The sequence below is a fragment of the Beduinella massiliensis genome (assembly GCF_900199405.1).
GTDB classification, from domain to species: Bacteria; Bacillota; Clostridia; order Christensenellales; family Aristaeellaceae; genus Beduinella; species Beduinella massiliensis.
Genome location: NZ_LT963430.1, coordinates 3,778,234 through 3,803,579, shown reverse-complemented (window position 1 = coordinate 3,803,579; position 25,346 = coordinate 3,778,234). Strand labels below are relative to the sequence as shown.

Below are 25,346 nucleotides of genomic sequence, written 5' to 3'. Positions count from 1 at the left end.
ATAAAAAAGGGATATATGAACGGTCGTTGGGCCGTAGCATATTGGGGTTGCGAAGCGCTGCGCGGCGCCCGAACGGGCATTGAGCGGAATGCCCGATGCGCGCCATGGACGCTCAGCTCCAGATGCCCCCCGCGATGGTATCCTCGCCCCGCTGCAGCGCGACAGCGCCGGTGCGCACGATTTCGAGGATGTCGTAGTCGGCGAGCAGGCCGAGCATGGCCTGGATTTTGTCGTCCTCACCGGTGAGCTCGATGGTCAGCGTCGTGCGGGCGACGTCCACAATGCGGGCGCGGAAGATATCCACGATGCGCATGATGGCGTCTCGCTCCGCAGCGCCCGCCCGAACTTTGCACAGCACGAGCTGCCGCTCCACCGAATGACGCGGGTCGAGCACGATGACTTTCTGCACGACGATGAGCTTGTAGAGCTGCTGCACCAGCTGATCGACGCGCGCGGTGTCGCCCTGCAGGGTGATGGTGATTCGGCTCACGTCCTCGTCCTGCGTGGGACCGACGGCGAGGCTGTCGATGTTAAAGCCCCTGCGGCTGCAAAGACCGGAGACGCGGAAAAGGACGCCGGGCTCGTTTTGTACCAGGACGCTGACGGTGTAACGGGTGATGGGCGCCAGAGAGCCGGAGGAAATGGTGTTGCGCGTATGCGCGGCCTCGGGCTGCTTGGCGAAGGGATCAAACTGTTCCATGCGGTTTACCCTCCTCGATAAGGTTGAAAGGGCTTTGTCAGTTGAGGCAGAAGGAATCGATCGGCGCGCCGGGCGCGACCATGGGCGCGACCATCTCGTCGATGCCCAGCATGCATTCCACGATGCAGGGATGCCCCTCCTTGAGCGCCTCGCTGACCGCCTGCCGGAAGCCGGACAGGGAATCGACCCGCCAGCCCTTCAGACCGTAAGCGTCCGCGAGCTTGATGAAGTCCGGCCCGCGATCCAGCGTGGTCTGGGAATAGTTCTTGGAGAAGAACAGCGTCTGCCACTGGCGCACCATGCCCAGCGTGCCGTTGTTGAAGAGCAGAATGATGACGGGGATGTCGTAATGCTGCGCGGTGGAAAGCTCCGTCAGGTTCATGCGGAAAGAACCGTCGCCCGTGACCAGAACGACCGGCTTTTGGGTGGCGACGCTGGCGCCGATCGCCGCGCCAAAGCCGAAGCCCATCGTGCCCAGGCCGCCGCTGGTGATAAGCTGGCGCGGGCGTGAGAAGGAGAAGTGCTGCGCCGTCCACATCTGATGCTGCCCTACGTCCGTGGCGATCGTCATATCGCCCACCATATCGCGCAGGGCGTGCAGGATGTTTCGCGGTTCGAACAGGTCGTTCTTGAGGTATTCCTCGCGCATGGATACGGCCTGACGCACCCATTCCTCGTGGCGCTGCTGCGCCAATCGCTCGCGCAGCAGATCCAGCACCACGCGGGCGTGACCGGTGATGTGCAGCGTCGTGGAGACGTTCTTGTTGATCTCCGCGCGGTCCAGGTCGATGTGGATGACGCGCGCGCCCGGCGCGAACGCCTTTGCGTTTCCGAGCGCGCGGTCGGAGAAGCGCACGCCGACGGCGAGCAGCAGGTCGCAGCGCTGCATGGCGATGTTCGCCGCGTGCGTGCCGTGCATGCCCAGCATGCCGAGGCTCATGGGATTCTCGGGGTCGCTGCTGCCGAGGCCCATCAGGGTGTTTACCACCGGCGCGTCCATGCGCGCGGAGAGGGCCTTGAGCTCATCCGCCGCGTCGGTCACGCCGCCGCCCGCATAGATCAGCGGGCGCTGGGCGTCCTCGATCAGCTCGCACGCGCGTTCGAGATAGGGCGTTACCCTCCGCTTGTACTCTTCCAGCTGCGCGCCGTAGGGACGAAGCTGAAGGGCGGGATGATCCGGGGAGTAATTGGGGATGAGCCCCGCGCCGCTGGCGGGCTCGTATTCGCACTCCGCGATCTGCACGTCCTTGGGGATGTCGATGAGCACGGGCCCCGGCCGGCCGCTCTTGGCGATGAAGAAGGCTTCGCGCACCGTCTGCGCGAGCTTGGTGACGTCGGTCACCAGCCAGCTGTGCTTGGTGATGGACATCGTGATGCCCAGGATGTCAGCCTCCTGAAAGGAATCCGTGCCCATCAGCTGCTGGGGCACGTTGCCCGTCAGGAAGACCACGGGAGAGGAATCCATGTAGGCCGTGGCGATGGCGGTGACGAGGTTCGTCGCGCCGGGCCCGGAGGTGGCCAGGCACACGCCGGTTTTTCCGGTGGAGCGGGCATAGCCGTCGGCGGCGTGGCCCGCGTGCTGCTCGTGCGCGGTGAGGATGTGGGAAATGCGGTCCTCGCGCTTATACAGCTCGTCGTAGATGGGCAGCACCGCGCCGCCCGGAAAACCGAACAGGGTCTTGACGTCCTGTTCGATGAGGCATTCGATCAGAATAGCCGCGCCGCATAATTTCATAAGAAACTCCTTTCTGGATATAAAAAAGCAGCTTTCGTCCTTTCTTTAGGACGAAAGCTGCTTCGCGGTACCACCTAAATTCATGCCTTGGGCATGCGCTCACCGGATACGCGGCCTGCCGCCGGCAGAACCTTATACCCGTACCTCTTTTCTCGGCGAGGGCTCCGGCGGGCCTAATGACAGATGCGTTCAGCCCGCTGCTCAGAGGGGACGTTATACCGCGCCTTCCGCGGGAATTTGCACCACCATTCCCTCTCTGCAGCCCTCCGGCGCGGGCTTTTCCTCGTCATCGCAACGCAATATGGTGTTATTGGCTGTTATGATACCACCGGGGCGATGGCCTGTCAAGCAGAAAATTTTAGCGTGTTAAAGCGATCTGTAGGAGTACAATACATATTGGACAGTAGAAGGAAAAAAGGATGAAGGATATGGCCTCATCGGTTATAGTTGGAGTTGCGGACAACAACTATACGAGAGGGGCCACATCCTTCATGAGCAAGAGTATAACACAGGACATGGCATATCGGCAATCCCTGATGAAGTATGCGCAGAAATACGGCGTGAGCCGGGCCAGCCGGAAATACAACAAGAGCCGGTCGTATATCTACTTCTGGAAAGCTCGCTGGGATGGGAGCATGGCCTCCCTGGCCTGCCAGTCTCGGCGTCCCCACAGTCATCCCAACCAACATACCGAAGCGGAGCTGAAGCTGATCCGGGATATGCGCCGCAGAGATCCCAAACTAGGCATGGTGGAACTGTGGCACCGCTTACGTCGGCGGGGATATACCCGCCGCCCGGAGAGCCTCTTCCGCGTGATGCGGAGACTGGGGTTATTCCCACAAGCCGAGAAGAAGCCGGCTTATAGGCCCAAGCCTTATGAGCAGATGACCTATCCTGGACAGCGCGTTCAGGTGGATGTGAAGGTGGTGCCCCGCCGCTGTATCGCGGACCCGGAGCTGCGCCTGTTTCAGTACACTGCCATGGATGAGTTTACCCGACTGCGCTTCCTGGCCGCTTACCCTGAGCAGTCCACCTATTCTTCCGCTGACTTTCTCAAAAGGCTGTTCAAGTGGTATGCCCGCCGGGGTATCCGGGTAAAGTGTGTCCAGACCGACAACGGCTTTGAATTCACCAACCGCTTTTCCAACAGCAAACGCAATCAGGTAACTCTGTTTGAGAAAACGGCTGCTGATCTGGGAATTCGGCACAAGCTCATAAAACCATATACACCTCGCCACAACGGTAAGGTTGAACGCAGTCACAGAGAAGACCAAAAGCTATTCTACGATTCCCACTCTTTCTTCTCGCTCGATGACTTTGGTGGGCAGCTAGCTGCCCACCAAGCTCGCACCAACAACAGACCGATGCGCCCTCTCCTCTGGGTTTCGCCTAGAGAGTTCCTTCTTGCTTTCACTGTCCAAGATGTTTGACAAACCTACAAAAATTTTAGCGTGTTAAAGCGATCTGCGAAGCTGATACCATTCGTCATAGGAGACCACCGTGAGGCGCATATCCTCCGGAAGGCCGTAAAAGCGCAGGAAATCGAGCGTTTTATCCGCATCGTGTGGCGTGCCCAGAAAGGTATAGCCGTTGTACGGCAGCTGGGTGAGGTAGGCCTCCTGCTGGCCGGCTTCGGCGCAGGCGCGCAGGTAGGCGACGCGTTCGCGCTCGCACAGAAAGTTTCGGCCGTGGATGCTCACATAAAAGACGCATAGCAGCGCGGCGCACAGCGCGAGCGGCCGCGTAAGCTGAACGCCGTCTTCCAGCGCCTGGCCGAAGCACTCGACCGCAAACGCCGCCAGCAGTGCGAATGAGGGCATGTAGCAGCGCTCGCTGACCGGGGTGATGAGGAGCAGCGGCGCGGTCAGCAGCGCGGCGCACAGCCAATAACAGACAAGGCGCCGCCTGCGCGGGGCAGCATAGGGCCCGAAGCGCGCGATGAGGAGCAGCGCGGCGAGATAAAGGAGCGAGAGCGCGGCGTCCAGGTGCTGGGTGTAGGCGCCCAGGACAGCCCAGCTTACGTTGAGCCTTCGAAGCAGCGGGTAGAGCGGATAGCAGATCAGGAAAGCGCGCGCTGCACGGCCGACAGCGTGCGTAGGCCTTGCGAACAGGGCGCACAGCGCGAGCAGCAGAAGGAGCATGACGTTGCTGCCCACGAGCATGGAAGCGCCCAGGGACTGCCACGCGTTCCAGGCGGAGGCGGCCATGGCGGGAAGGCTGCGGCCCAGGGCAGTGGTGCGGTAAAAATCCCCGCCCGCGAGTGTCGCGCGATAGGCGGGATTTGAAAACATCCATGCGGCGCCCAGCAGGGCCCCTGCGAAAGCGAGAAGCATCGCCCGGCCGCGCACGCCGCGGGCGCGGCCGTAGACGTACAGCGCAAGCGGAAGCGCCGCGAGCACGACGGTGACGTTTTCCATGAGCAGCGCGCCGAGCAGCCCGTTTAGAAAGAGCAGCGGGCCCGCCCATCGTCCCGGCAGGGAGGGCGCATCCAGAAAGAGGCCGCGCGCGCCGTACAGGACGAGCAGAACGCATAGCGCGCCTGCGGCGTAGTTGATGAAGCCTGAGACCCAGCCGACGGTCTGACGGGCGATGGGCGGGGGCATGAGGAGCACGCAGGCGTAGCCGGCGAGCAGCAGACCGCAGGAGAGGGCCTTTGCTCTGCGCTGCATGAGACAGGGGACGAGCATGAGCCCCAACGTCACGACGGCCATGAACAGCGCCTTGAGCGTAGGCACGCGGCAGAGCAGGACGGCCAGCGCGTTGCCCAGATACCGCCCGTTGTAGCCGGAAAGACCGTGCAGCAGGCGTTCAAGGCCGCGCTGCGAGCCCCAATCCCAGTCGTCGTTGGCGTAGACCGTGAGGCGAAAGAGCAGCAGCAGCGAGAGCGCCATCGCCAGGACGCATAGCAGCGCCCTGCGGCGCGCGGCAGAACTTCGCATCGTCATCATAACCCCTTCTTGATCTGATACCAGTCCTCGTAGGAGACGTACGAGAGACGCATGTCCTCCGGCAGCGCGTAAAAGCTGAGGAATGTGCGCTGGCCTTCCTCGAGCGTCGGCGTGGCGATCCAGGTATAGCCCGGATAGGGAAGCTCCGGAAGGTACGCCTCCTGCGCCCCGGCTTGGGCCTGCGCGCGCAGGTAGGCGAGCCGTTCGGCCTGCGAAAGTGCGTTCTTGACGAAGATGCTCAGCCACAGGCTGCATAGTCCTGCGGCGGCGGCGAGGCAGAGCGACAGGAGCCGCCGCCGCATATCCTCCGAGAGAACGGCGCAGGCGAGCTGCGCCGTCAGCGCGCACAGCAGCACGTAGACGGGCAGGAAGCAGCGCCCGCCCAACGGCGAAACGGCGCACAGCGGCGCGGTCAACAGCGCCGCGGATAGATAGAGCGCGAGCGAGCGCCGCCGCGCCGTCCCGGCGGGCAGGCAGGTGAGCAGCACGCCGAGCAGGCACGCGAGATACAGCAGCGCCAGCGTTCCCTCCAGATAGGGCGTATAGCTGCCGAAGGGATACCACTTGGGATGCAGGCGGCGCATCAGCGGATAGAGCGGATAGAGTGCGACGCCTCCCGCGCATAGGCGCGCGATCGGACCTCTTTGCGCGCCGGAAAGCAGCAAAGCGAAGCAGAGCCCGGAAAGGACGAGCAGCAGGGCCAGCGCATCCATGAGCAGGGGGCTGGTCATCTCGCGGCTGAAGGTGTCGAAGCATGCGAAGAGCGTCCTAAGGGGGCTGGCGAAGAGCGTGACGGAACGGTAGCCGTCGCTCCCGGCCGCGATGGAGCGGTATACGGGGTTTGAAAACATCAGGGCCGCGCCGAGCAGCGCGCCCAGCGCGCAGAAGAGAAGCGGCGTCGAAGCCGCGCCGCGCCGTCTGCCGTAAAGGTAGAGGCCAAAGGGCATGAGCACAAAGAAGACCGTCACGTTCTCCATGAGCAGCGCACCGCAAAGCCCGAGCAGCAGCATGGGCAGCGCGAAGGCCCGGCGCTGAGGGACGGGCGAATCCTCGAAGAGACCGCGAGCGGCGTAAAGCAGCGCGGCCACGAGCGCGGCGGCCGTGCCGTAGTTGGCGAAGCCGGAAACCCAGCCCAGCGTCTGGCGGGCGATGGTCACCGGCAGCATGAGAAAGAGCGCCGTCATCAGGGGAAGCGACCGCGCGCTGCCGGCAAACAGGGCGGACAGCGTAACCGTGAGGAAGAGGCACGCAGCCATGAACGCGGTGCGGAGCAGCGGGCTTCGCGTCAGCGCCATGACGATGAGGTTGCCAAGGTAACGGCCGTTGTACCCCTGAAACCCGCTCGCGAGCCGGTCGAGGCCCGGCTGCGTTCCCCACTCAAGGTCATCGTGCGCGTAGAGCACGCAGGCGCAGAGCGCGAGCAGAAAGAGAAGGAGCGCAAGGGAAAAGAAAACCCGCCTGCGGGATGCGAATAAATCGCGCATGAGTCGTCTCCTTTGTATTTGGAAGATGTTCCTATTATAGCAGAGCGGAAGGGCAGGGACAAGCGGGCGCAGAAAAAGCCCCCGGAGAGCGCGGGGCGCTTCCAGGGGCACAGGAGGTTATGCGCCGAGCCGCTTTTCTTCAAACGCGGCGCGCCGCCTGACGTCCTGCATGACGGAGGCGAACGCGGGCATGTCGAGCGACTGCGCGCCGTCGCACAGGGCGCAGGCCGGGTTGTTGTGCACCTCGATCAGCAGGCCGTCCGCGCCCGCGGCGATGGCCGCACGGGCGAGCGGGGGCACCATGCGCGCCATGCCCGCCGCGTGGCTGGGGTCGACGATCACGGGCAGGTGCGACTTTTCTTTGATCAGCGGGATCGCAGAGATGTCCAGGTTATTTCGAATCATCTTTTCAAAGGTGCGGATGCCGCGCTCGCAGAGGATTACGTTCGGGTTACCGCCCGCGAGGATGTATTCCGCGCTCATGAGCAACTCCTCGATGGTGTTCGCGAGGCCGCGCTTGAGCAGAATTGGCTTTTTGCTGTGGCCCAGTTCCTTTAAAAGGCGGAAGTTCTGCATGTTGCGCGCGCCGACCTGTATGACGTCCACATCCGCGAAGTCGGAAAGCTGCGACTCGCCCATGATCTCCGTGACAATCGGAAGCCCCGTCGCGCGCCGCGCCTCGATCAGCAGCCGCAGGCCGTCCGTCTCTAACCCCTGAAACGAGTAGGGGGACGTGCGCGGCTTGAACGCGCCCCCTCGCAGGAACGTCGCGCCGCTCTCCTTCACGGACTTGGCGACGGTGAGCAGCTGCTCTTCGCTTTCCACCGAGCAAGGGCCTGCAATCACGTGGAAGAAGCCCTCGCCGATCGTCCGCCCGGCGACCGTGATGAGCGTATCGTCCGGGTGAAAGCGCCGGTTTGCCGCCTTGTAGGGCTCCGAAATACGCCTGACGTCCGCTACCACGTCGTTTGCGCGCAGGGTGTCGGGGTTCACGTGGGATACGTCGCCGACGAGGCCCAGAATAGTCGATTGCGTACCTGCACTGTAGTGCACATGCACGCCCATCTTCTCCACGTCGCGGATGAGTTCGTCGATTCTCTGCTGCGGGGTGCCGTTTTTCAGGATAATAATCATAAAGTGTGCCTTCCTTTCCGTGCTGCCATGCTACAAAAAAGGCAGTCCCTTTTCGGGACTGCCTGAATTGCGCCGATGGACCGTATCCTCTATGCGCAACGCAAACAGCCCGTATTATCGCAATAATACAGGATCTGATAGGCGTACGCGCGCACAGATGACGTCATGAAAATACCTCCCGGTCTTGTCGTGGCTTCAGTATACGCCCGGCAGCTTCCAGGTGTCAATCATTTTTTTGAATTTCCGGTTTTAGGGCTTGACATTTGAAAGAAAGGGTGTTATAGTTCATTACATCACTAATGAACCACTCAACGGAGCAACCAATAAACCGGAAAGGAGGATGCCGCATGCCCTTTCAAGAAGGCGTCAGCATATACATGCAGGTAGCCCAGATGATCGAGGACGACATCCTCGCCGGAAGGCTGGAGCCGGAGGACGCGGTGCCCTCGACCAACGCTGTTTCGCGGCACTTCAACATCAATCCGGCGACGGTCGCCAAGGGGTTTTCCCTGCTGGTGGACGAGGGGATCATCTACAAAAAACGGGGAATCGGCATGTTCGTATCCCCGGGGAGTCGGGAGCTCGTCGAGCAAAAGCGGCAGAAAGCGTTTTTTGAGGCGCGGCTGCCGTCGCTCATCGCGGAGGCGAAGGCGCTCGGCATCAGGAGCGATCAGATTCGCGCGGCGGTGGACGCGTACATGAACGAAGACGGAGGAGAATAAAGATGGCGGATATACCGGCGATCGAGGCGAAGGATTTGTCCATGCGCTTTGGCAAGACGCAGGCGCTCGATCATTTCAGCTGCAAGATGGAGAGCGGGCATATTTACGGTCTGCTGGGCCGAAACGGGGCGGGCAAATCGACGTTTCTGCGGCTGCTTACGGCGCAGGCGTTTACCCGCAGCGGTCAGGTGCTCATAAACGGCCGCACGCCCCAGAACAGCGCGGCGGCGCTGGGGAGCCTGTGCTTTATCAGCGACACCCCGGATTTTGGCGGGCTGACGCGGGTGAAGGACGTGCTGGACGTCGAGCGCAGGCTGCACCCGAACTGGAGCGACGCGGTCTGCACCAAGATGATCGACCAGTTCGAGCTGGACGTGCGACGCAAGACCAAGGGCCTGTCGCGCGGCATGCAGACCGCGGTCGGGCTCGTCTGCGGCCTTGCGTCGCAGGCGTCGATTACGATCTTCGACGAGCCGAGCCTGGGGCTCGACGCGGTCAGCCGCGAGCGCTTTTACGACGCGCTGATCGACTCTTACGCGGAGAACCCGCGCACCATCGTGCTCAGCACGCACCTCATCGACGAGGTGGCGCGCGTGCTGGAGGTCGCTGTCATGATCGACCACGGCAGGCTGATTTTGCAGCAGGACGTGGATACGCTGCGCGAGCTCAGCGTCGCGGTCAGCGGCACGCCGGAGGCGGTGGTCGCGGCCACGCAGGGGCTGCGGGTGCTGCGCGAGGAGGTCTTCGCGGGCGCGATGGCCCGCAGCGTGTTCCTGAGCGAGCCCCACGTGTTCCCGGACACGGTGAAGACGGAGCCCATCGGCCTGCAGCGTCTGTTCGTACTGCTCACGGAAGAGAAGAAGGGGGTTGAGGACGATGGAATCGGCGCTTAAGAGGTCGCGCTTCGAGGGCACGCTGCGATACCTGTGGAAGAAGGGCTGGCAGCTCATTCTGGTCACGGCGGGCGTGGTGCTGCTGATGGAAATCGCCGTATACGTGCTGGCGGTCTTTGTGGAAGGAAACGTCAATTTGACCAGCGTTTCGACGATGTTTTCCGCCACCGGCGTCATCATGTTCATCCTCATGCACCGCGCGGCGAACACGGACGCCCGCTTTCTGATTACGAGGGCGACGCCGCGGCTTTCCGTTTACGGCGGCGTCATCGCTGAAATTCTCGTCATCAGCGCCCTGGGCGTGATCGTGAGCGCGCTGTTGACGATGCTGGATGCCGCGGTGGTGACGCTCATGGCGCAGGGAAACCCTGCACGCTACGGCATCAGCATGTGGACCATGTACACGACCGCCCGCGCCACCACGCTTGGCTCGGTGACGCAGATGGTCTGGCAGAACGCATGGTACACCTACACGTCCATGATTCAGTGGTGCTGTTTCTATTATCTGTACTTTTGCCTGCTGCGCCGCTGGAAGGTGCAGACGATTGCTGTGACGATCGGCGTGCCGGTCGCCTGCTTCCTCCTGATGATCGTGCCTGCGGTCAACGGCTTTTTTGATCAGATTTCCAGGCTCGGTGAACAGGAAATGTGGGAACTCATGCCGCAATTCATGAGCATCGTGCGTTTTATGGAGGACGCGGCTACGTTCATCATGAAGCGCTGGCCGACGATCCGCGCGATCAGTGCGGTCTGCTGCCTCGCGCTCAGTTACCCGGTGATGGCGGGCACCCCGCAGCCCAAGTAAAACGCTCGACAAAAACCTATCAAACCCATAGAAAGGTGGAGAATTATGAAACAGGGATTCAAAAAGCAACTGTCGGCACTGCTCGCACTGCTTATGTGCCTGATGCCTGTCTTCTCTTTTGCTGAGGAGGCGGAACGGGAAATCGTGCCGGGCACGATGTACAACGTGCTGGCGAGCGAGGCGGTCGCGGCGGGCCGCGAGGTGTACGGCGACTTTGGCCTGCGCTTCGACATCCTGGACGACAAGAGCATGAACGACGAGGAACGGGAAGTATTCAAGGCGATCATGGACCTGTTCTCTGCGGGCTCCGTGACGTTCAGCCTTGCCGTTACGCCGGAGGGCGGCTTCGGCAAGCTGGGCATCGCCATGCAGGGACAAAGCGTAGCGGACGTGTCGCTGAACCTGCTGGAGGATCGGGCCCTCGTCGCCACCAGCCTTGCGCCCACGAAGGCGTTCGAGGTCAGGTACGACGACGTAGCGGAACTGCTGGGGCTGAAGAACATCGACTGGGAAAAGGTCGGTGAAATGCTGGAGGCGGAGATCGCCCGTTACGGCGCGGTTGTGATGAACTGGCTGGCCGGTGTGCCCGCGCCGGCCGAGGAAGGCGCGCAGCCTGCGACCGCGACGCGGGGCGCGGCGGCCGTGGCGAACACGATCACGATCACCGAGGAAAAGCTTTGCGAGCTGGTCGTTGCGGTGCTGGAAGAAGCGCGCGGCGACGCGATTCTCGAAAGCTTCGCGAAGCTGCCCGAGGACGAGACGTGGAGCGACGCGATCGACGAGATGATCGCGGAGGTGAAGGATGAGCTTGACGGCGACGGCGCGCTCAAGGTCGAAGTGATGCTGGGCGAAAAGGGAGAGCTCGTCGCGCTCTACATCTTCGACGGCGAGGATCAGGTGATTCTGGAAAGCAAGACCGACGCGGAGGTCGTGCAGGTGCGCTTCGCGCTGGTGGACGACGAGAAGAGCCTCTTGGACATGACGATGGCCGTGAGCGCGGAGCTGGGGGAGACCTACAAGGACGACGTCGCGCTCACCATGACCTCCAATGACGGCGGAGACAGCGTGGACATGAGCCTTAAGATGCAGTCCGAGGCGAAAATCGAGGGCGACGTGGAGACCGTGACCTACACGGGCAAGATCCTTGAAACCCTCACCTCGATCTACGAGCGCGAGGATGCGGAGCCGCGCGTTTCCAAGACGGAAACCACGGCGGACATCACGGGCAACCGCGTGACCGAGCGCAAGGGCGAGGACTTCACCTCTGCGGCGGAGATGAACATTACCATGGATCTCGTGTCGAATCACACGGGGATGTCGATGGGCTTTACGGAGTTCTTCAACGTCGCATCCCGCGCTTATGAGCCGCAGGATCTCTCCGGGCTTGAAATCGTGGACCTGCTTTCGCTCGACGAGGAGTCGGGTATGGCGGCGCTCGTGGAGGTGGAGTCCGGCCTGATGCTGGCGTTCGCCAAGGCGCTGAGCCTGCTGCCGCAGGACGCGCTGACCACGGTGATGCGCCTGACACAGGACATGTAAAGCAACAAATCCAATCAATCGGGGCGTCCCGGTCCATCGCGGCCGGGGCGCCCCTGCTGGTTTTGGCGGTTATGGCATGCGGCCTTTTGCGCGGTCACGGCATGGCGGCGCGCCCGTTCGCCCCGGTTTCCGCCGATGGATGGAGCGGCATGGCGGCCTTCAGGCAGGCCAGATTTCCGGCGAACACGTCGATCAGCTGCTCGGCCGTGTGGGACAGCACCTTGCCGTGAAGATAGGCGACCGCATAGGGGCGCGTGGCGTCGATGCCCGTCAGGCGGTATACGTTAGGGTGAATGCACAGCATCGGCGTTTCCAAAAGAATCTCGGGCAGAAAGCCCAGCCCCAGCCCGCAGCAGATCAGCGAGTGCACCGTATCCCAGTTGATGGTCTCGTATACGACGTTGGGCGAGAAGCCGACGTGATGAAAGATGCGGCTCAGCATTTTGGCGATCTTTTGTTCGGGCGGCTGCAAAATGAACGGCTCGTTTCGCAGGCAGGAAAGGTCGATGTTAGGCAGGCTGGAGGAGGGTACGGCATAGGCGTTGGCAGGGTGCCCGGCCGGGACGCCCAGCAGGACTTCCTCGATGCTCACCGTGCGGTAGGTCAACTCCGGCCGCGCGGGATAAGCGGGCACAAAGCAGAAGTCGAGCTCGCCGCGTACCACGTCCTCCTCCAGTTCCACGGAGATTTTTTCGATGATTTCCAGCTTGATGTCGGGCAGGTGGCGGGCGTAATAGGTGTAAACGCCCGGCAGGTAGTACTTGCTGTAAAACGGGGACACGCCGAAGCGGAGCACCTCCCGGTGCTTTTCCGACAGATGGGCAAGCCGGGCGAGCAAATACTCCCGCCCCTGCAGCAGCTTGCGCCCTTCCTGAACGACGACCTCGCCGGAGGAGGTGAGGGCGAGCGTGTTGCCCATCCGGGTGAACAGCTTGACCCCCAGCTCGTCTTCGGCTTTTTTGATGGACTGGCTGAGCGCGGGCTGGCTGATGAACAGGCTGCGCGCCGCCTGCGAAATGGTCTTTTCTTCGGCGACCGCGACGATGTAGCTGAGCAGCTTCAGATCCATGGCTTTCATCACCTTATAAGTAAAATCAATAGTTATATTATACTATTGTATTTGACATTGCACAATATCGAGTATAAGATAATGTTAAAAGAGCAAAAAGTGTTATTTGTAGATGTTATAGATTATTTCTCTGCACACTCTGTATGTTTGTTCGGCATGCCAAAAGGAGATGGAAGGATGAAGACAAAAGCGAAACGCGGGCTGATCCGAGAAGCGAAGGGCGTTGCTTACGTGCTGCCAGCGCTGATCTTCCTTTCGACGTTCACGCTCTACCCCATGATCGACGCGATGCGGACGAGCCTGTACAACTGGAACCTGACAGGGCGAAAGAAGTTTATCGGCCTTTACAACTATCAAAAGCTTTTTCACTCGCCGGACGTATGGCAGGTCATCGGAAATACGATGCAATACGTCGCGCTGGTGTTGCCCGCTACGCTGATCCTGGGCTTCGCCCTGGGCATGCTCCTTCGCAGGGAGACGAAGCACAACGTGGCGTTTCGCACGATGATCTTTACGCCCCGCGTCACCAGTCTGGTGAGCATGTCGGTGGTCTGGCTGTTCATCTACAATCCGCAGTACGGCATCTTCAACACCCTGCTTTCGGCCTGCGGGCTCAAGCCCCTGCGCTGGATCAACGACGCGTCCACCGCGCTCCCTTCGCTGGCGCTGATCACCGTATGGCGAATGCTGGGGTACTCGACGGTGGTCTACCTGGGGGGCATTCAGAACATCTCGTCCGAAATCCTGGAGGCCTCCCGCATCGATGGAGCCAACCGTGTGCAGACCACATGGCACATTGTCCTGCCGCTGGTCTCCCCCACGACGTTCATGCTGCTAATCCTGAACACTATCGAAATCATGAAGCTGTTCACCACGATTCAGACCATGACCGGCGGCGGTCCGGGGAACGCGACGGCCAATTTGGTGGTCATGCTCTACGAATACGCTTTCCGCCGCTATCAGGTGGGCTATGCTTCGGCGATCGCCATGGTGCTCTTCCTGCTGATCCTGTTCATCAACGTGATTCAGCTATCTCTGGAACGGTTTGTCCATTATGACGCCTGACGAAGAGGCGGCGAAAGGGGAAGGAACGATGGATGCTTGCAGAAAAAAGCGCTGCGCAGGGGCCGAAAACAGGCGCGTGAAGGTCGACGGATGGGATGTCGTGCGCATCGCGCTGCTTGCGGTCGTGTCGCTTTGCATGATCTTTCCGCTGGTTTGGATGCTGCTGTGTTCGCTCAAATCTCCCACCGAGGTCATGAGCAAGGACGTCTTTTTGCCGTCCAGGCTGTACTTTCAAAATTACGTTAACGCATTTCACGCGGCCCCGTTCGGCATTTATTTCAGGAACAGCCTCTTGATGGCGGCCGTCACGGTTCTCTCGCAAATTCTGACCGGATCGCTGGCTGCCTACAGCTTTGCCAAGATGGAGTACCGGCTCAATAAGCCGCTGTTTTTCCTCTTTCTATGCTGCATGATGATTCCGGTGGAGGCGACGATCGTCGGCAATTATCTGACGATTTCCCGCCTGGGGCTGATGGACACCTTTTTTTCGGTCATTTGCACCTCGATGGTCAGCATGTTTGGCGTCTTTCTCTTCCGGCAGTTTTACATGACCATCGACAACGCGCTGCTGGAAGCGGCGCGGATTGACGGGGCGGGCGACCTGCGCATCTGGCTGAGCATCATCCTTCCCCTCGGCAAGAGCGCCATGGCGACCGTGGCGATCATAGGCTTCATCGGCAGCTGGAACAGCTACCTCTGGCCGCTCATCATCACGAACTCGATGGAGCTGCGCACGGTGCAGACCGGCCTCCGCTCGATGATGGAGGGCGAAATCGGCGAGGATTGGGGCGCAATCATGGCGGCCGCGTCCATGATCAGCATCCCGATGGTTCTGCTCTTCGTCTGCCTGCAGAAGTACTTCGTGCAGGGCATCACCAAGGTGGGGCTGAAATGACGGAATTTGACGCGGAAGTGCGTCCGCGTTAAAAAATATAAGGGAGGCATTGTCTTATGAAAAAGTTCCTGGCTCTTGTTCTTGCCCTGACGGTAACCGCGGTCATGGCCTTGACGGGCGCTGCGCTGGCGGAGGACACGATCACCCTCGATTTCTGGGTGCGCCTGTCCGACGACTTTTCGGAGGAGATCGCGTCGTTCGAGGCGGCTCATCCCGGCGTCAAGATCAACCAGGTAAACGTGGGCAAGGATTACGACGATCTGGTCGCCAAGTACAACGCGGCGACGGTGGCGGGCAACATGCCGCAGGTCGGCATCGTGGGTCAGCGCCACGGCATTCCGCAGCTGTACGACGCGGGCTGGCTGATTCCGATCGAAAACTACATGACGGCGGAGGAGCAGGCGGACATCCTGGACAACTACTGGGTGCGCTACACCTATCAGGGCGTCCGCATGGCTGTCCCCTTTGGAACGTCCATGCCCATGGTACACGTCAACATGACGATGTTGAGGGAGCTGGGCTACGACGAGGTGCCCACGACGTGGGACGACATGGTCAAGGTCGCTTACGAGGCCGTAAAGGACACGAACGGCGACGGCCTGACGGACATTTACGGCATGAACTTCGCCGCCGACCTGCCCTGGTACATCCAGCCGCTTGTCTGGGGCGCCGGCGGGACCATCGAGGACGAAGCGGGCAACGTGACCGTGAACAGCCCCGAAATGAAGCTGGTGCTGGAGCGCATCGCGAAGCTGGTGAAGGACGGTGTGTTCCCGGCGAACCAGCATGCTTCCATTAAAAACGACTTCGTCAACGGCAACCTGCTGTTCTTCTTTACCTCCTGCGCGACCAAGGGCAGCTTGGAGACCGCGATCGGCGACGCGTTTGAGTACGGCATCAGCTACTTCCCTTCGGACAAGAAACTGGACGTCTGCATCGGCGGCAATGGACTTGCCATTTTCAAGTCGGACGATGCGCGCCAGCAGGCTGCGTATGCGTTCATCAAGCACCTGATCAGCCCGGAGTGCATCGTGGATACGACGCTCGCCGACGGATACGTGCCGTTCACCCACAGTCAGTTTGCCTCCGACCTGATTCAGGAGCGCCTGAAGGACCCGCTGTGGTCGCGCGTGCTCGACCAGGTGCAGTACATCCACGGCCAGGGCGTGCACCCTGCGGACTCCACCATCTGGAACACGATGAACAAACTCATTTCGGAAATCGAGGCCAACCCGGACATGGATATCGCCGCCGCGCTGGACGGCTTTCAGGCCGAGGTGGACGAGTTTATCATGATGTACTGACGCCCTGCATCCGGGGAAAGGGAAATCTCGCCTTCTTACGCGTTGGCAAGTAAAACAAGGAGATCGGAACGGCTATGGAATTTATCAACTATGCGCATCGTGGCGCCAGCCATTATGCACCGGAGAACACGTTTTCTTCCTTTTACCTGGGCTGGCAGATGAGGGCGAACGGAATCGAGACGGATGTTCAGCGCTCGAAAGACGGCGTGCTCGTGCTCTTCCACGACGACGACATGATGCGCATCGCGAACCGACCGCAGGCGATCCACGACTTTACCTACGAAGAGCTGCTGCAAATCGACATGGGCGAGCACATGGGCGAGCGGTTCAGGGGGGAAAAGATCCCGACGTTGGAGGAATTTCTGCGCCACTTCGGCGCAAAGCCGCTGCACTTTGCCATTGAAATCAAGGAATTGGGCGTCGAGGAAAAAACGCTGGCCCTCATCGGCCGCTATTGCCGCCGCGAGAACGTTGTGATTACCTCCGGCATCTGGCAGGCGCTGACGAATGTGAGAAGCCTTGATCCTGAAATTCGTTTGGGATACCTGGCGGGCGACCTGAACGACGAGCTCCTCGCCGCCGCCAAGCGCGATGGAATCGGGCAAATCTGTCCCCGGGCGAGCGCCCTGACCGAGGCGTGGAATGCGCGGCTGCGCGGCGAAGGCTTCTCCGTTCGTCCCTGGGGCATCGGAGACGAGCAGACGATGCAGCGCATGCTCGACATGCGGGTGGACGGCATGACGATCAACTTTCCGGACGTGCTGCAAAGAGCTCTCGAAAACAGAGCGTAAGACGGCGCTGGATAGGGAACGCAAAAAGGCTTTGCCGGCGGGCAGAGCCTTTTTGGGGTTGGAACGGAGAGAACGTCGCTTAAGCGGAGACCTCGCTTGCGCGGTCCGCCGCGCTCATGCGGCGGGCGGGCAGGTAAAAGACGGCGATCCCCGCCAGCAGCAGCAGACCGCAGACGCCGAAGACGCTGCCGACGCCGATCACGTCGCTGAGCGCGCCGCCCAGCAGGCTGCCGACGACGCGAGCGACGCCGAAGGCGACGAAGTTGAGCGTCGTCTGCGCGGTACTGAGTAGCTGCGGGGCCACGCGCTCGCTCAGGTAGAGTGCGGGGAAGAATTCAAAGCACATAAGCACCGTGACGCCCGGAAGCTGCAGGAGCAGCAGGGCCAGCACGTTTTTTGTGAGCGCGATGCCGATCCAGCGCACGGCGTTGACCGCCATGCCCAGCATCAGCCACTGCCAGACGGTCAGCTTTTTATAGAGCCTGCCGGAGAAAAAAAGGAAGGGCAGCTCCATGCCGACGGAGAGCACGTACATCACGCCGACCAGGGTGTTGGACGCGCCGCAGTTGGAGAAGTGTTTGGCGAAGAAGGACTGATAGAACATCGTGGTAATGGTGCCGGTGAAGACCATGAGCAGCAGGAGCACGACGCGCCGGTCGCGCAGCAGCGCCATCGGGGAAACGCGTTGCTGGCTCTTTTCGCTCTGGTGCCCGGCGATGGGCGGGAGCAGAAGCGATAGCGCCGCCGTGCAAAGCGTAATGACGCCGACCATGCGGTACAGGCCGCGCATGCTCGTGGCGAGCACCATGCCCGTCAGCAGCGCCGCGGCCTGATAGCCGATGCTGCCGAACATGCGGATGGGCCCGAACGAGCGGCCGACCTGCGCGGTGTACTCGAGGGATAGGCTGGTCGAAAGGGGGTTGATCGGCTGACTGAAGACGGCGGTGCCCGTCGCGATCAGCATGAGCAGGACGAAGCTGTCCGTCAGGTCGTACAGGAAGCAGAAAAGGGCGCTCCCCAGCAGCGTGAATGTGATGACGTGGCGGCGCTTTTTCGCGTGATCGCTCATGACGCCCCAAAGCGGGGTGGCGAACATGCCCACCAGCACGGGCAGGGACATGAGCATGCCGATCTGCGTGTTGTTCATGCCGATTTCCTCAAAGAAAATCGAGGTGAAACCGCCCGTAGACCCCATCGTCATAAAGTAGAGGGCGTAGAATGTGTACAGGATGAAAAGCTGCATGGCGCGCGCTCCTCTCGGATGGTTCTGACTGCTTCCAGTATACCACGGAAGCGCGCGGGAAGGTAGACCCATCTGCGGCCAAAGCGGCGGGATGCACAGGAATGACCCGCCTTTGCGGCGAATAGGAATGGCAGATCGCTAAAAAGGAGGAAGACGCGTGGAAAATCAGGGAGACGCTCAGCGGCGCCAGTACGCATGCCCCAAGTGCGGCTGTACGCGTTACGAGCACGACCAGTTTCAGGCGACAGGCGGGAACTTCGCGAAAATCTTCGACATTCAGAATAAGCGGTTCATCACCATCAGCTGCGCGCAGTGCGGATATACAGAGCTGTACAAGGCGCAGACGGACGAGGGATGGAACATTCTGGATTTTTTGATCGGCTCGTGAGGACGTAAAGAAGAGCCTGGACGCATCGGCACTCCGCCGGGCTTTAAAGCGGGGAGGGATGGGGCTTTGGACATTCGCTTTTCATTCAATGGCATTCATGTGGACATCGGTGTGGACGAGACGGGCAGGGTGGCGCTGTGGAACTGCTCCGCCGTGGAACGCCCACGCGAAGGGGAGGGCGGCGGATACCCATTGGTGGAGGTGCAGGGCGCGGGTTATAACCACAACAACCATCACGCGTTAAAGCACAGCCTGACTTCCCCGGCGAGCGAACTGCGCTATCAGAGTCACGCGTTCGGCAGAAACGAAAAAGGGGATACCTTTTTGCTCACCCAGTCGACGGAGGATGTGCGCGTGACGGTTTTCTGGCAGTTTTATGACGGCGTCTGTGCCCTGCGCGCGCAGACCGAGGTGGAGGCGGTGAACGGCGATTTCCCGCTCCAGTACGTCAGTTCCTTCGCGCTGACCGGACTGGGACATTGTAAAGATGCGCGGAGGGATTCCTCCTATCGCGTGATGCTGCCGCACAACACCTGGTACGGCGAATGCCAATGGAAGGAATACGAGCTGCAAACGCTCGGCTATGACGCAGTGAACGACTTCAGCGTGAAGCGCATTCAGCTTTCTAATACGGGCACGTGGGCCTGTGCCGAGCACCTTCCCATGGGCAGCTTCCTGCAAAAGGGGCATGCGATGACGTGGCAGATCGAAACCAGCGCGAGCTGGTGCTGGGAGATCAGCGATCTTGCGGACCGGCTCTACCTGCGACTCAGCGGCCCTGCCTGGCAGGAGCATCAGTTTTTAAAGTGGATTCGCGCGGGCGAGCGGTTTCTCTCCGTGCCGTGCGCCGTGGCGTTCTCGCCGGATGGGTTCGAGGGAACCATTCGTGAGCTCACCCAATACCGGCGGAGGATTCGGCGTGTCAATGCGGATAACGCCCATCCTTCCGTCGTCTTCAACGACTACATGAACTGCCTTTCCGGCGACCCGACCACCGAAAAGGAGCTGCCGCTGATCGAGGCGGCGGCGAAAGTGGGCTGCCGGTATTACTGCATCGACTGCGGTTGGTACGACGACGGCCCCTGGTGGGACGGCGTCGGGGAGTGGCTGCCGGCCCGGGGGCGTTTTCCGCGGGGCCTGCCGGCGCTGCTGGACGTCATTCGTGAAAAGGGCATGATTCCCGGCCTCTGGCTGGAGCTGGAGGTGATGGGGATTCACTGTCCGCTCGCGGACAAGCTGCCGGACGATTGGTTCTTCCAGATCGAAGGGCGGCGCGTGATCGACGAGAGCCGGTATCAACTGGACTTTCGCAATCCGCAGGTGCGGTGCCACGCGGATCGGGTCGTCGATCGGCTCGTAGCGGATTACCGCGTCGGGTACATCAAGATGGATTACAACATCAACGCGGGTGTCGGCACCCGCCGTGCTGCAGACAGCGCCGGGGAAGGGCTGCTCTCTCATACGCGCGCCTATCTGACCTGGCTAGACGGCGTCTTTGCGCGTTACCCGGACCTCGTGATCGAAAACTGCTCCAGCGGCGGCATGCGCATGGAGTATTCGCACCTGTCCCGAAGCAGCCTGCAGAGCGTGAGCGATCAGACGGATTACGTGAAGATGGCCTGCATCGCCTGCAACTGCATGACCGCCTGCACGCCGGAGCAGGCCGCCATCTGGAGTTATCCGTTGCGCGAGGGGGACGAGGAGGAGACGGCTTTCAACATGGTGAACGCCATGCTGCTGCGCATCCATCAGAGCGGGCATCTGGCTGAGCTGTCTCCCGCGCGGCTGTCGCTCGTGCACGAGGGGATTCGCTGCCACCTGGGCATCGTAGAAAGAACGAAGGACGGCCTTCCCTTCTGGCCGGTCGGGCTGGGAGCCTTTGGAGACGCGTTTCACTGTGTGGGCATCGACTGCGGTTGCGAGGCGTTCCTCGCGGTATGGCATACGCTGCCGGGCACGGCGACGCTGACGGTGCCGCTGCCGGGATGGACGGACGCTGCGTGCATCTATCCTGCCGGGCTAAAGACGGCGCTGGAGGCTGAGCCGGGGTTCGTGTCCCTTCGCATGGAAGGAGTCAGCGCGAGGCTGCTGCATTTGAAAAAGGCGGAGCTGCGATGAGCAGCTCCGCCTTTTTCAGGGTCAACGGTGCGCGATCCAGTAGTCGCGGACGTCCTCGATGTTTTCGTAGATGAAGTCAAAGTCGACAGGCCACAGCGGGATGTCTTCCAACGCGACGTTTTCCGGCGTCGTGGGGTTCTCGGGCCGCACGGACCAGGTGCCCAACGATACGAAAGGCGCGTAGCCTTCACCCTTGCCGTCCTCGCCGCCCATCCAGTACTTGATAAACAGCTTAGCCGCGTTGGGGTGCTCGCACTCGTTGGCGATGCCCAGGAAGTTGAGCGCGTAGATGCCGTTGGAGACGCTCATGTTCACGGGGTCGTAGTTGATCGCATAGCCGTCGGTCTGCTTGCGCAGCTTGACGGAGGAAGAATAGCCCACCGGCGGATTCTCCTGGCCGACGGCGCCCACCAGTTCGATGACCTCGTCCGAACCCTTGGCGATGACCGGCTCGTTTGCGAGGAAGCGCTTGATGAACGCGTGCGCGGCGGTCGGTTCGTCTTCGGCGAGCACGATCGGCTCCCCGAAGACGGCCTCATAGTCGGCGGCCATCTCGTCCGCGTGCTGCACCATGGCGGTCAGCGCCGCGCAGTAGGCGTCGTTGGAGGCGGCGTCCTGGAAGACGACGCGGCCCTTCCACTCTTCCTTGGTCAGGTCCCACCAGGAGGTGACGGGGCATTTGTCGTAGACCTCGGTGTTGTAGAACCACAGGTTGAGCTCCACCAGCAGCGGGGTCAGCGCCAGATATTTTTCGTCCGTCGTGCCGAAGATGGAGGCTGGCTGATAGTTGTGCAGCAGTCCGTCGCCGAATACCTCGAACGTGTACTCGCCCACCTGCTCCTTGGAGTGAACGATGTCCACCGTGCGCAGGCCGGATTCGTATTCGGTGAGGAATTTTTCCTTCAGCGTGCCGGAGGAGATGTCGTAAACCTCGACCTCGATGCCGGGGTAGGCGGCCATGAACTTTTCCGCCACGCCCTGCGTGCGGCTGGAGATCGTATAGACGACCAGTTTGCCCTCGGCCTTGGCCTTTTCGTACAGCTCATCCATGGCTTCGTCCAGGTTCAGGCCGTTCTCCTCGGCCCATTTGTCCTCCGCGTCGCCCGCCAGCGCGGGCATGGCGGCCGTCAGGCAGAGCAGCAGCGCGAGCGCGAGAGTAAGAATGCGGGATGCCTTCATTGGGATTCACTCCTTCATATTTTTACCGCGGTGCGCCCCGCGGCCGGATACGGTTTTACTGCGCGGCGGCCAGCTTGACCAGCGCGCCGGAGCGCCTGTCGAATACGTTGATCATGTCGGGATGGATGGACAGGTAGAGGCGTTCGTCCGCGTCGTAGGTTTTGAGGCCGAGCTGCTTGCAGAGCAGGCTTTCAGAGCCCACGCGCAGCTGTATGAGCGTCTCGGAGCCGGCAGGCATGCCGGAATAGACGTGCGCCTCCGCCGCGCCGTCCGACGGCGCGCGCGACAGCTCCAGCTGCTCAGGGCGCAGGCCTACCGCGCACTCAAACGAACCGCTTGCCGGCGTCGCCTCCGTAAAGGCGGCGCGGTCGAACGCGTAACGCCCGAGGGCGCACTCGACGTGCATCGTGCCTTCCTCCACGCGCGCGGTTCCGGGCAGCAGGTTGATGCGCGGATTTCCGATGAACTCGGCTACGCGCAGGGAAACCGGGTTCTGATAGACCATCATCGGTGCGTCGACCTGCTCGATCGCCCCGTCGAAGAAGACCGCGATGCGCGTGGACATGGTGAGCGCCTCCACCTGGTCGTGCGTGACGTAGATGACGGTCGTGCCCATGTCCTTGTGCAGACGCTTGATTTCCGAGCGCATGTCGATGCGAAGTTTCGCGTCCAGGTTGGAGAGCGGCTCGTCCAGCAGAAGCAGCTTGGGCGCGGAGGCGATGGCGCGCGCGATGGCGACGCGCTGCTGCTGGCCTCCCGAGAGCTCCGAGGGATAGCGGGCCGCGAACTGCTCGATCTGCATGCGGGAAAGGGCGTTTTCCACCATCCGCTTGATCTCGGACTTGGGGCGCTTTTCGACCTGCAGCCCGAAGGCTACGTTGTCGAAGACCGTCATGTGCGGCCACAGCGCGTAGGACTGGAACACCAGATTGAGCCCGCGGTTCTTGGGCGATTCAAAGAACTGTTCCCTGGCGTTGATGATGACGCGCCCGTCCAACGTCATGGTGCCGCCCTGCGGGCGCTCCAACCCCGCGACGACGCGCAGTGTGGTGGTCTTGCCGCAGCCGGAGGGTCCCAGCAGCGTCATGAATTCCCCATCCTCGATGGTGAGGTTCACGTCTTTTAATACGTGGTTGTCCCCGTAATACTTTTCGATTCCTGAAAGCACGATCCGGCTCATATTAACCTCCCAGCCCACTGGCGATGTCTGCGTTGAAGAAACGGTTGGCGACCCAGTAGAAGAAGAAGACCATGACGAACATGACGATCGCCACCGCGCTCGCGGGCTGCGAGAAGCCGCTCGTCGAGTAGGTGTAGGCCATGTAGGGCAGCGTCGCCTGCGTGGGTGTCATGAGGATGACGATCAGGTCCAGTTCCTTCATGATGCTGATGAGGATCAACATGAAACCGCTCATAAATCCGTTCTTGGATAACGGGAAGACGATGCGCGCGAAGCGCGTCAGGAAGTTCGCGCCCGCGATCTGTCCGGCCTCTTCCAGCTCGATGCCGATCTGCATCATGTTGGACGTGCCTGCGCGCGAGGCGAAGGGCAGGTGCTTGACGATGCTGACGAGCACCAGCAGCGTGAACGTGCCGTAAAGGGAGGGAATCAGCGTGATCTTGAGGCCGAAGAGGCTGATGCTCGTGCTGGTGGCAAACATCGAAAGGTACATCGCGCCAAAGGCGATGGAGGGAATCAGGTAGGGGATGAACACCAGCTGCTCCACCAGCTTGCCGGAGCGCAGGGAGCGTCCGCGGGAGTTGATGTAGCCGATGATCTGGCCGAAAGCTGTGGCGATCAGCGAGGTCGCGCCCACGAGCAGAAGCGTGTTCTTCACGAACATGAAGAACTGGCTCGATCTCAGCACGCCAGGCATGCCGTCGCAGATGGCGGGATCACTCTCGCCCAGCCAGTAGTGCAGCGTGAAGTTGGAAAGACCGAAGTCGCCCGCGCGCAGCATGAAGGTCTGGTAGAGCAGAATCACCAGCGGCAGCACGACCGCGACGGCGAGGAACGCGAAGAGCAGCGCGACGATGACGGGCTTTGCCCTGCCCAAACGCAGCAGCGTCGAGCGCCCGCCCTTGCCGCCGATGGTCGCGTAGGACTTGCGCGAGCCGATCAGCTTCTGATTGACGAAGATGTTGATGGAGGCAATGGCGATCAGCATCAGGCTGATGGCAAAGCCCGTGCCCTTCTGAGACTGGATGGTCGAGTAAAGCGAAGTGGAGATGGTGTAGTAGCCCACCTTGAGCCCCAGGAAGGAGGGCACGCCGAACGTGCCCATGGACTTGGAAAACGTAAGGATGACCGAGGAGAGGATCGCGGGAAGCACGAGCGGGAAGGTGATTTTGCGCAGAATCACCCCCTTGCCCGCGCCGACGATTTCGCCCATCTCCTCGAGCTCGGAGTTGACCGAGCGCAGTGCGGCCGAAACCAGCAGATAGGCGTAGGCGTAATAGTGAATGGAGAGAACGATGATGATCGCCACAGGGCCGTAGGCGAGCCAGTCCGGCGCGGTGATTCCGAGGTATCCCAGAAAGCCCTGTGCACCGCCGATGCGCGCGTTGCGGAACACCGACAGCCACGCCATGGACTTGCACCAGGAGGGCAGCATGTACGGGATGATGACCGCGAGCGAAAAAAAGCGCTTGAAGGGCAGGTCGGTACGCACCATCAGCCAGGCGATGAGCGAGCCCAGCAGGATGGAAAAGAACGACGTGCACGCCGCGATGACGAGCGAATTGAGCAGCGGCACGTAAAAGAGATTCTTCGATACGTCGCTGAAGAGCAGCCGCTTCCAGTAATACGTCGTAAAGTCGCCCGCGCTGGCCCCTTTTACGCGCCGCAGGTCCGACTTGGCGAGGGTAAAGGTGGTAACCACCATGTCAAAGAGAGGAACCAGAATCAGATAGGCGAGCAGGATCAGCGCGATGAGCACGATGACGTTGTACGGGTTGGTCAGCGCGTTGCGCAGCCGGTTTTTCAGCTTGCGCCGCGCGCTGTAGGGCATGGGCGCCCTATCGTTTACGGCGCGCGAGGGCTCTTGCATGGGCATACATCCTTTCGTGCGAAAGCGACAAGATCTTTTTACGTAATTTTTACATACATTATAAATCCATTTTACATAAAGCACAAGGACGAATATGCCGTTTTTGCGAAACGCCTGGGATTAAACGCGCGATGTGACAGGACGTTTGACAAAAAAAGACGCGCATGCTATAAGTAAAAAATGAGAAGAGCGACAGGAACGCGTCTGCCGGGCCGGCGGATCGTCTTATCTCATAAATTTTTGTCCGGCACGTTTGGCGGCGTCGATCTGAACTGACGCGCAAA

Annotated in this window: 21 protein-coding genes; 11 read left to right on the top strand and 10 right to left on the bottom strand. The window is 61.1% G+C overall.

Annotation, left to right across the window (positions count from 1 at the left end):
* Positions 1-112: 112 nt before the first annotated feature.
* Both ilvN and ilvB read right to left on the bottom strand, forming a co-directional pair.
* Entirely contained in the window at positions 113-619 is a 507-nt protein-coding gene (ilvN, locus tag C1725_RS18120; RefSeq protein ID WP_102413391.1) for an acetolactate synthase small subunit, read from the bottom strand.
* Between the two features lie 118 nt (positions 620-737).
* On the bottom strand, positions 738-2,435 hold the full coding sequence (gene ilvB, locus C1725_RS18115; RefSeq protein ID WP_102413086.1) for a biosynthetic-type acetolactate synthase large subunit: 1,698 nt from the start codon (positions 2,433-2,435) through the stop codon (positions 738-740).
* 491 nt (positions 2,436-2,926) lie between these two features.
* Here ilvB and C1725_RS18110 point away from each other — a divergent pair, with 491 nt between their 5' ends.
* Complete coding sequence (locus tag C1725_RS18110; RefSeq protein WP_102413390.1) at positions 2,927-3,865, top strand: DDE-type integrase/transposase/recombinase; 939 nt, start codon at positions 2,927-2,929, stop codon at positions 3,863-3,865.
* Between the two features lie 24 nt (positions 3,866-3,889).
* On the opposite strand, the gene C1725_RS18105 is transcribed toward C1725_RS18110, so the two are convergent.
* The 3 genes from C1725_RS18105 to aroF form a co-directional block, all read right to left on the bottom strand.
* Positions 3,890-5,383: a DUF6056 family protein gene (locus C1725_RS18105; protein WP_346026826.1), complete on the bottom strand. Its 1,494-nt coding sequence runs from the start codon at positions 5,381-5,383 to the stop codon at positions 3,890-3,892.
* A complete protein-coding gene (locus tag C1725_RS18100; RefSeq protein WP_102413084.1) occupies positions 5,380-6,867 on the bottom strand; it encodes a DUF6056 family protein in 1,488 nt (495 codons plus the stop codon). Before C1725_RS18100 ends, C1725_RS18105 begins: the two co-directional genes overlap by 4 nt.
* A 117-nt stretch (positions 6,868-6,984) precedes the next feature.
* On the bottom strand, positions 6,985-8,001 hold the full coding sequence (gene aroF / locus C1725_RS18095; protein ID WP_102413083.1) for a 3-deoxy-7-phosphoheptulonate synthase: 1,017 nt from the start codon (positions 7,999-8,001) through the stop codon (positions 6,985-6,987).
* Between the two features lie 347 nt (positions 8,002-8,348).
* Here aroF and C1725_RS18090 point away from each other — a divergent pair, with 347 nt between their 5' ends.
* From C1725_RS18090 to C1725_RS18075, 4 genes are read left to right on the top strand one after another with little or no spacing between them, the layout of a single operon-like run.
* Complete coding sequence (locus C1725_RS18090; RefSeq protein WP_102413082.1) at positions 8,349-8,723, top strand: GntR family transcriptional regulator; 375 nt, start codon at positions 8,349-8,351, stop codon at positions 8,721-8,723.
* A gap of 2 nt (positions 8,724-8,725) precedes the next feature.
* Positions 8,726-9,616, top strand: coding sequence for an ATP-binding cassette domain-containing protein (locus tag C1725_RS18085; RefSeq protein WP_102413081.1), 891 nt, complete (start codon positions 8,726-8,728; stop codon positions 9,614-9,616).
* A complete protein-coding gene (locus tag C1725_RS18080) occupies positions 9,600-10,421 on the top strand; it encodes a hypothetical protein (RefSeq protein ID WP_102413080.1) in 822 nt (273 codons plus the stop codon). The genes C1725_RS18085 and C1725_RS18080 overlap by 17 nt, the downstream gene beginning before the upstream one ends.
* Before the next feature lie 45 nt (positions 10,422-10,466).
* Positions 10,467-11,960, top strand: a complete 1,494-nt coding sequence (locus C1725_RS18075; protein ID WP_102413079.1) for a hypothetical protein — start codon at positions 10,467-10,469, stop codon at positions 11,958-11,960.
* A 94-nt stretch (positions 11,961-12,054) separates the two neighbouring features.
* Here C1725_RS18075 and C1725_RS18070 read toward each other — a convergent pair whose 3' ends face one another.
* Positions 12,055-13,029, bottom strand: a complete 975-nt coding sequence (locus C1725_RS18070) for a LysR family transcriptional regulator (protein WP_346026825.1) — start codon at positions 13,027-13,029, stop codon at positions 12,055-12,057.
* Between the two features lie 177 nt (positions 13,030-13,206).
* On the opposite strand from C1725_RS18070, the gene C1725_RS18065 reads away from it, so the two are divergent.
* The 4 genes from C1725_RS18065 (at position 13,207) to C1725_RS18050 (ending at position 17,084) form a co-directional block, all read left to right on the top strand.
* On the top strand, positions 13,207-14,094 hold the full coding sequence (locus C1725_RS18065) for a carbohydrate ABC transporter permease (RefSeq protein ID WP_346026824.1): 888 nt from the start codon (positions 13,207-13,209) through the stop codon (positions 14,092-14,094).
* A 28-nt stretch (positions 14,095-14,122) separates the two neighbouring features.
* A complete protein-coding gene (locus C1725_RS18060; protein WP_346026823.1) occupies positions 14,123-14,989 on the top strand; it encodes a carbohydrate ABC transporter permease in 867 nt (288 codons plus the stop codon).
* A gap of 56 nt (positions 14,990-15,045) precedes the next feature.
* Entirely contained in the window at positions 15,046-16,293 is a 1,248-nt protein-coding gene (locus C1725_RS18055) for an extracellular solute-binding protein (protein ID WP_102413075.1), read from the top strand.
* Positions 16,294-16,367: 74 nt separating this feature from the next.
* The gene (locus C1725_RS18050; RefSeq protein WP_102413074.1) at positions 16,368-17,084 is read left to right on the top strand and encodes a glycerophosphodiester phosphodiesterase family protein; all 717 of its coding nucleotides are present in this window, start codon (positions 16,368-16,370) and stop codon (positions 17,082-17,084) included.
* A gap of 79 nt (positions 17,085-17,163) precedes the next feature.
* Here C1725_RS18050 and C1725_RS18045 read toward each other — a convergent pair whose 3' ends face one another.
* Positions 17,164-18,327: an MFS transporter gene (locus tag C1725_RS18045; protein WP_346026822.1), complete on the bottom strand. Its 1,164-nt coding sequence runs from the start codon at positions 18,325-18,327 to the stop codon at positions 17,164-17,166.
* 157 nt (positions 18,328-18,484) lie between these two features.
* Between C1725_RS18045 and C1725_RS18040 the strand changes: the two genes are divergently transcribed.
* Together C1725_RS18040 and C1725_RS18035 are read left to right on the top strand one after the other, a co-directional pair.
* Positions 18,485-18,715: a zinc ribbon domain-containing protein gene (locus C1725_RS18040; RefSeq protein WP_102413072.1), complete on the top strand. Its 231-nt coding sequence runs from the start codon at positions 18,485-18,487 to the stop codon at positions 18,713-18,715.
* Positions 18,716-18,781: 66 nt separating this feature from the next.
* Entirely contained in the window at positions 18,782-20,833 is a 2,052-nt protein-coding gene (locus C1725_RS18035; RefSeq protein ID WP_346026821.1) for a glycoside hydrolase family 36 protein, read from the top strand.
* 21 nt (positions 20,834-20,854) lie between these two features.
* On the opposite strand, the gene C1725_RS18030 is transcribed toward C1725_RS18035, so the two are convergent.
* The 3 genes from C1725_RS18030 to C1725_RS18020 are packed head-to-tail and all read right to left on the bottom strand — an operon-like array spanning position 20,855 to position 25,062.
* On the bottom strand, positions 20,855-22,012 hold the full coding sequence (locus C1725_RS18030; RefSeq protein WP_102413071.1) for an extracellular solute-binding protein: 1,158 nt from the start codon (positions 22,010-22,012) through the stop codon (positions 20,855-20,857).
* 55 nt (positions 22,013-22,067) lie between these two features.
* Positions 22,068-23,192: an ATP-binding cassette domain-containing protein gene (locus C1725_RS18025; RefSeq protein ID WP_102413070.1), complete on the bottom strand. Its 1,125-nt coding sequence runs from the start codon at positions 23,190-23,192 to the stop codon at positions 22,068-22,070.
* Position 23,193: 1 nt separating this feature from the next.
* Entirely contained in the window at positions 23,194-25,062 is a 1,869-nt protein-coding gene (locus C1725_RS18020; protein ID WP_102413069.1) for an ABC transporter permease subunit, read from the bottom strand.
* Positions 25,063-25,346 lie beyond the last annotated feature (284 nt).

Coding starts and splice junctions, on each gene's coding strand:
- ilvB (WP_102413086.1), bottom strand. CDS start 2,435: ATGAAATTATGCGGCGCGGCTATTCTGATCGAATGCCTCATCGAACAG.
- C1725_RS18110 (WP_102413390.1), top strand. CDS start 2,927: ATGAGCAAGAGTATAACACAGGACATGGCATATCGGCAATCCCTGATG.
- C1725_RS18105 (WP_346026826.1), bottom strand. CDS start 5,383: ATGATGACGATGCGAAGTTCTGCCGCGCGCCGCAGGGCGCTGCTATGC.
- C1725_RS18100 (WP_102413084.1), bottom strand. CDS start 6,867: ATGCGCGATTTATTCGCATCCCGCAGGCGGGTTTTCTTTTCCCTTGCG.
- aroF (WP_102413083.1), bottom strand. CDS start 8,001: ATGATTATTATCCTGAAAAACGGCACCCCGCAGCAGAGAATCGACGAA.
- C1725_RS18090 (WP_102413082.1), top strand. CDS start 8,349: ATGCCCTTTCAAGAAGGCGTCAGCATATACATGCAGGTAGCCCAGATG.
- C1725_RS18085 (WP_102413081.1), top strand. CDS start 8,726: ATGGCGGATATACCGGCGATCGAGGCGAAGGATTTGTCCATGCGCTTT.
- C1725_RS18080 (WP_102413080.1), top strand. CDS start 9,600: ATGGAATCGGCGCTTAAGAGGTCGCGCTTCGAGGGCACGCTGCGATAC.
- C1725_RS18075 (WP_102413079.1), top strand. CDS start 10,467: ATGAAACAGGGATTCAAAAAGCAACTGTCGGCACTGCTCGCACTGCTT.
- C1725_RS18070 (WP_346026825.1), bottom strand. CDS start 13,029: ATGGATCTGAAGCTGCTCAGCTACATCGTCGCGGTCGCCGAAGAAAAG.
- C1725_RS18065 (WP_346026824.1), top strand. CDS start 13,207: ATGAAGACAAAAGCGAAACGCGGGCTGATCCGAGAAGCGAAGGGCGTT.
- C1725_RS18060 (WP_346026823.1), top strand. CDS start 14,123: ATGGATGCTTGCAGAAAAAAGCGCTGCGCAGGGGCCGAAAACAGGCGC.
- C1725_RS18055 (WP_102413075.1), top strand. CDS start 15,046: ATGAAAAAGTTCCTGGCTCTTGTTCTTGCCCTGACGGTAACCGCGGTC.
- C1725_RS18050 (WP_102413074.1), top strand. CDS start 16,368: ATGGAATTTATCAACTATGCGCATCGTGGCGCCAGCCATTATGCACCG.
- C1725_RS18045 (WP_346026822.1), bottom strand. CDS start 18,327: ATGCAGCTTTTCATCCTGTACACATTCTACGCCCTCTACTTTATGACG.
- C1725_RS18030 (WP_102413071.1), bottom strand. CDS start 22,012: ATGAAGGCATCCCGCATTCTTACTCTCGCGCTCGCGCTGCTGCTCTGC.
- C1725_RS18025 (WP_102413070.1), bottom strand. CDS start 23,192: ATGAGCCGGATCGTGCTTTCAGGAATCGAAAAGTATTACGGGGACAAC.
- C1725_RS18020 (WP_102413069.1), bottom strand. CDS start 25,062: ATGCAAGAGCCCTCGCGCGCCGTAAACGATAGGGCGCCCATGCCCTAC.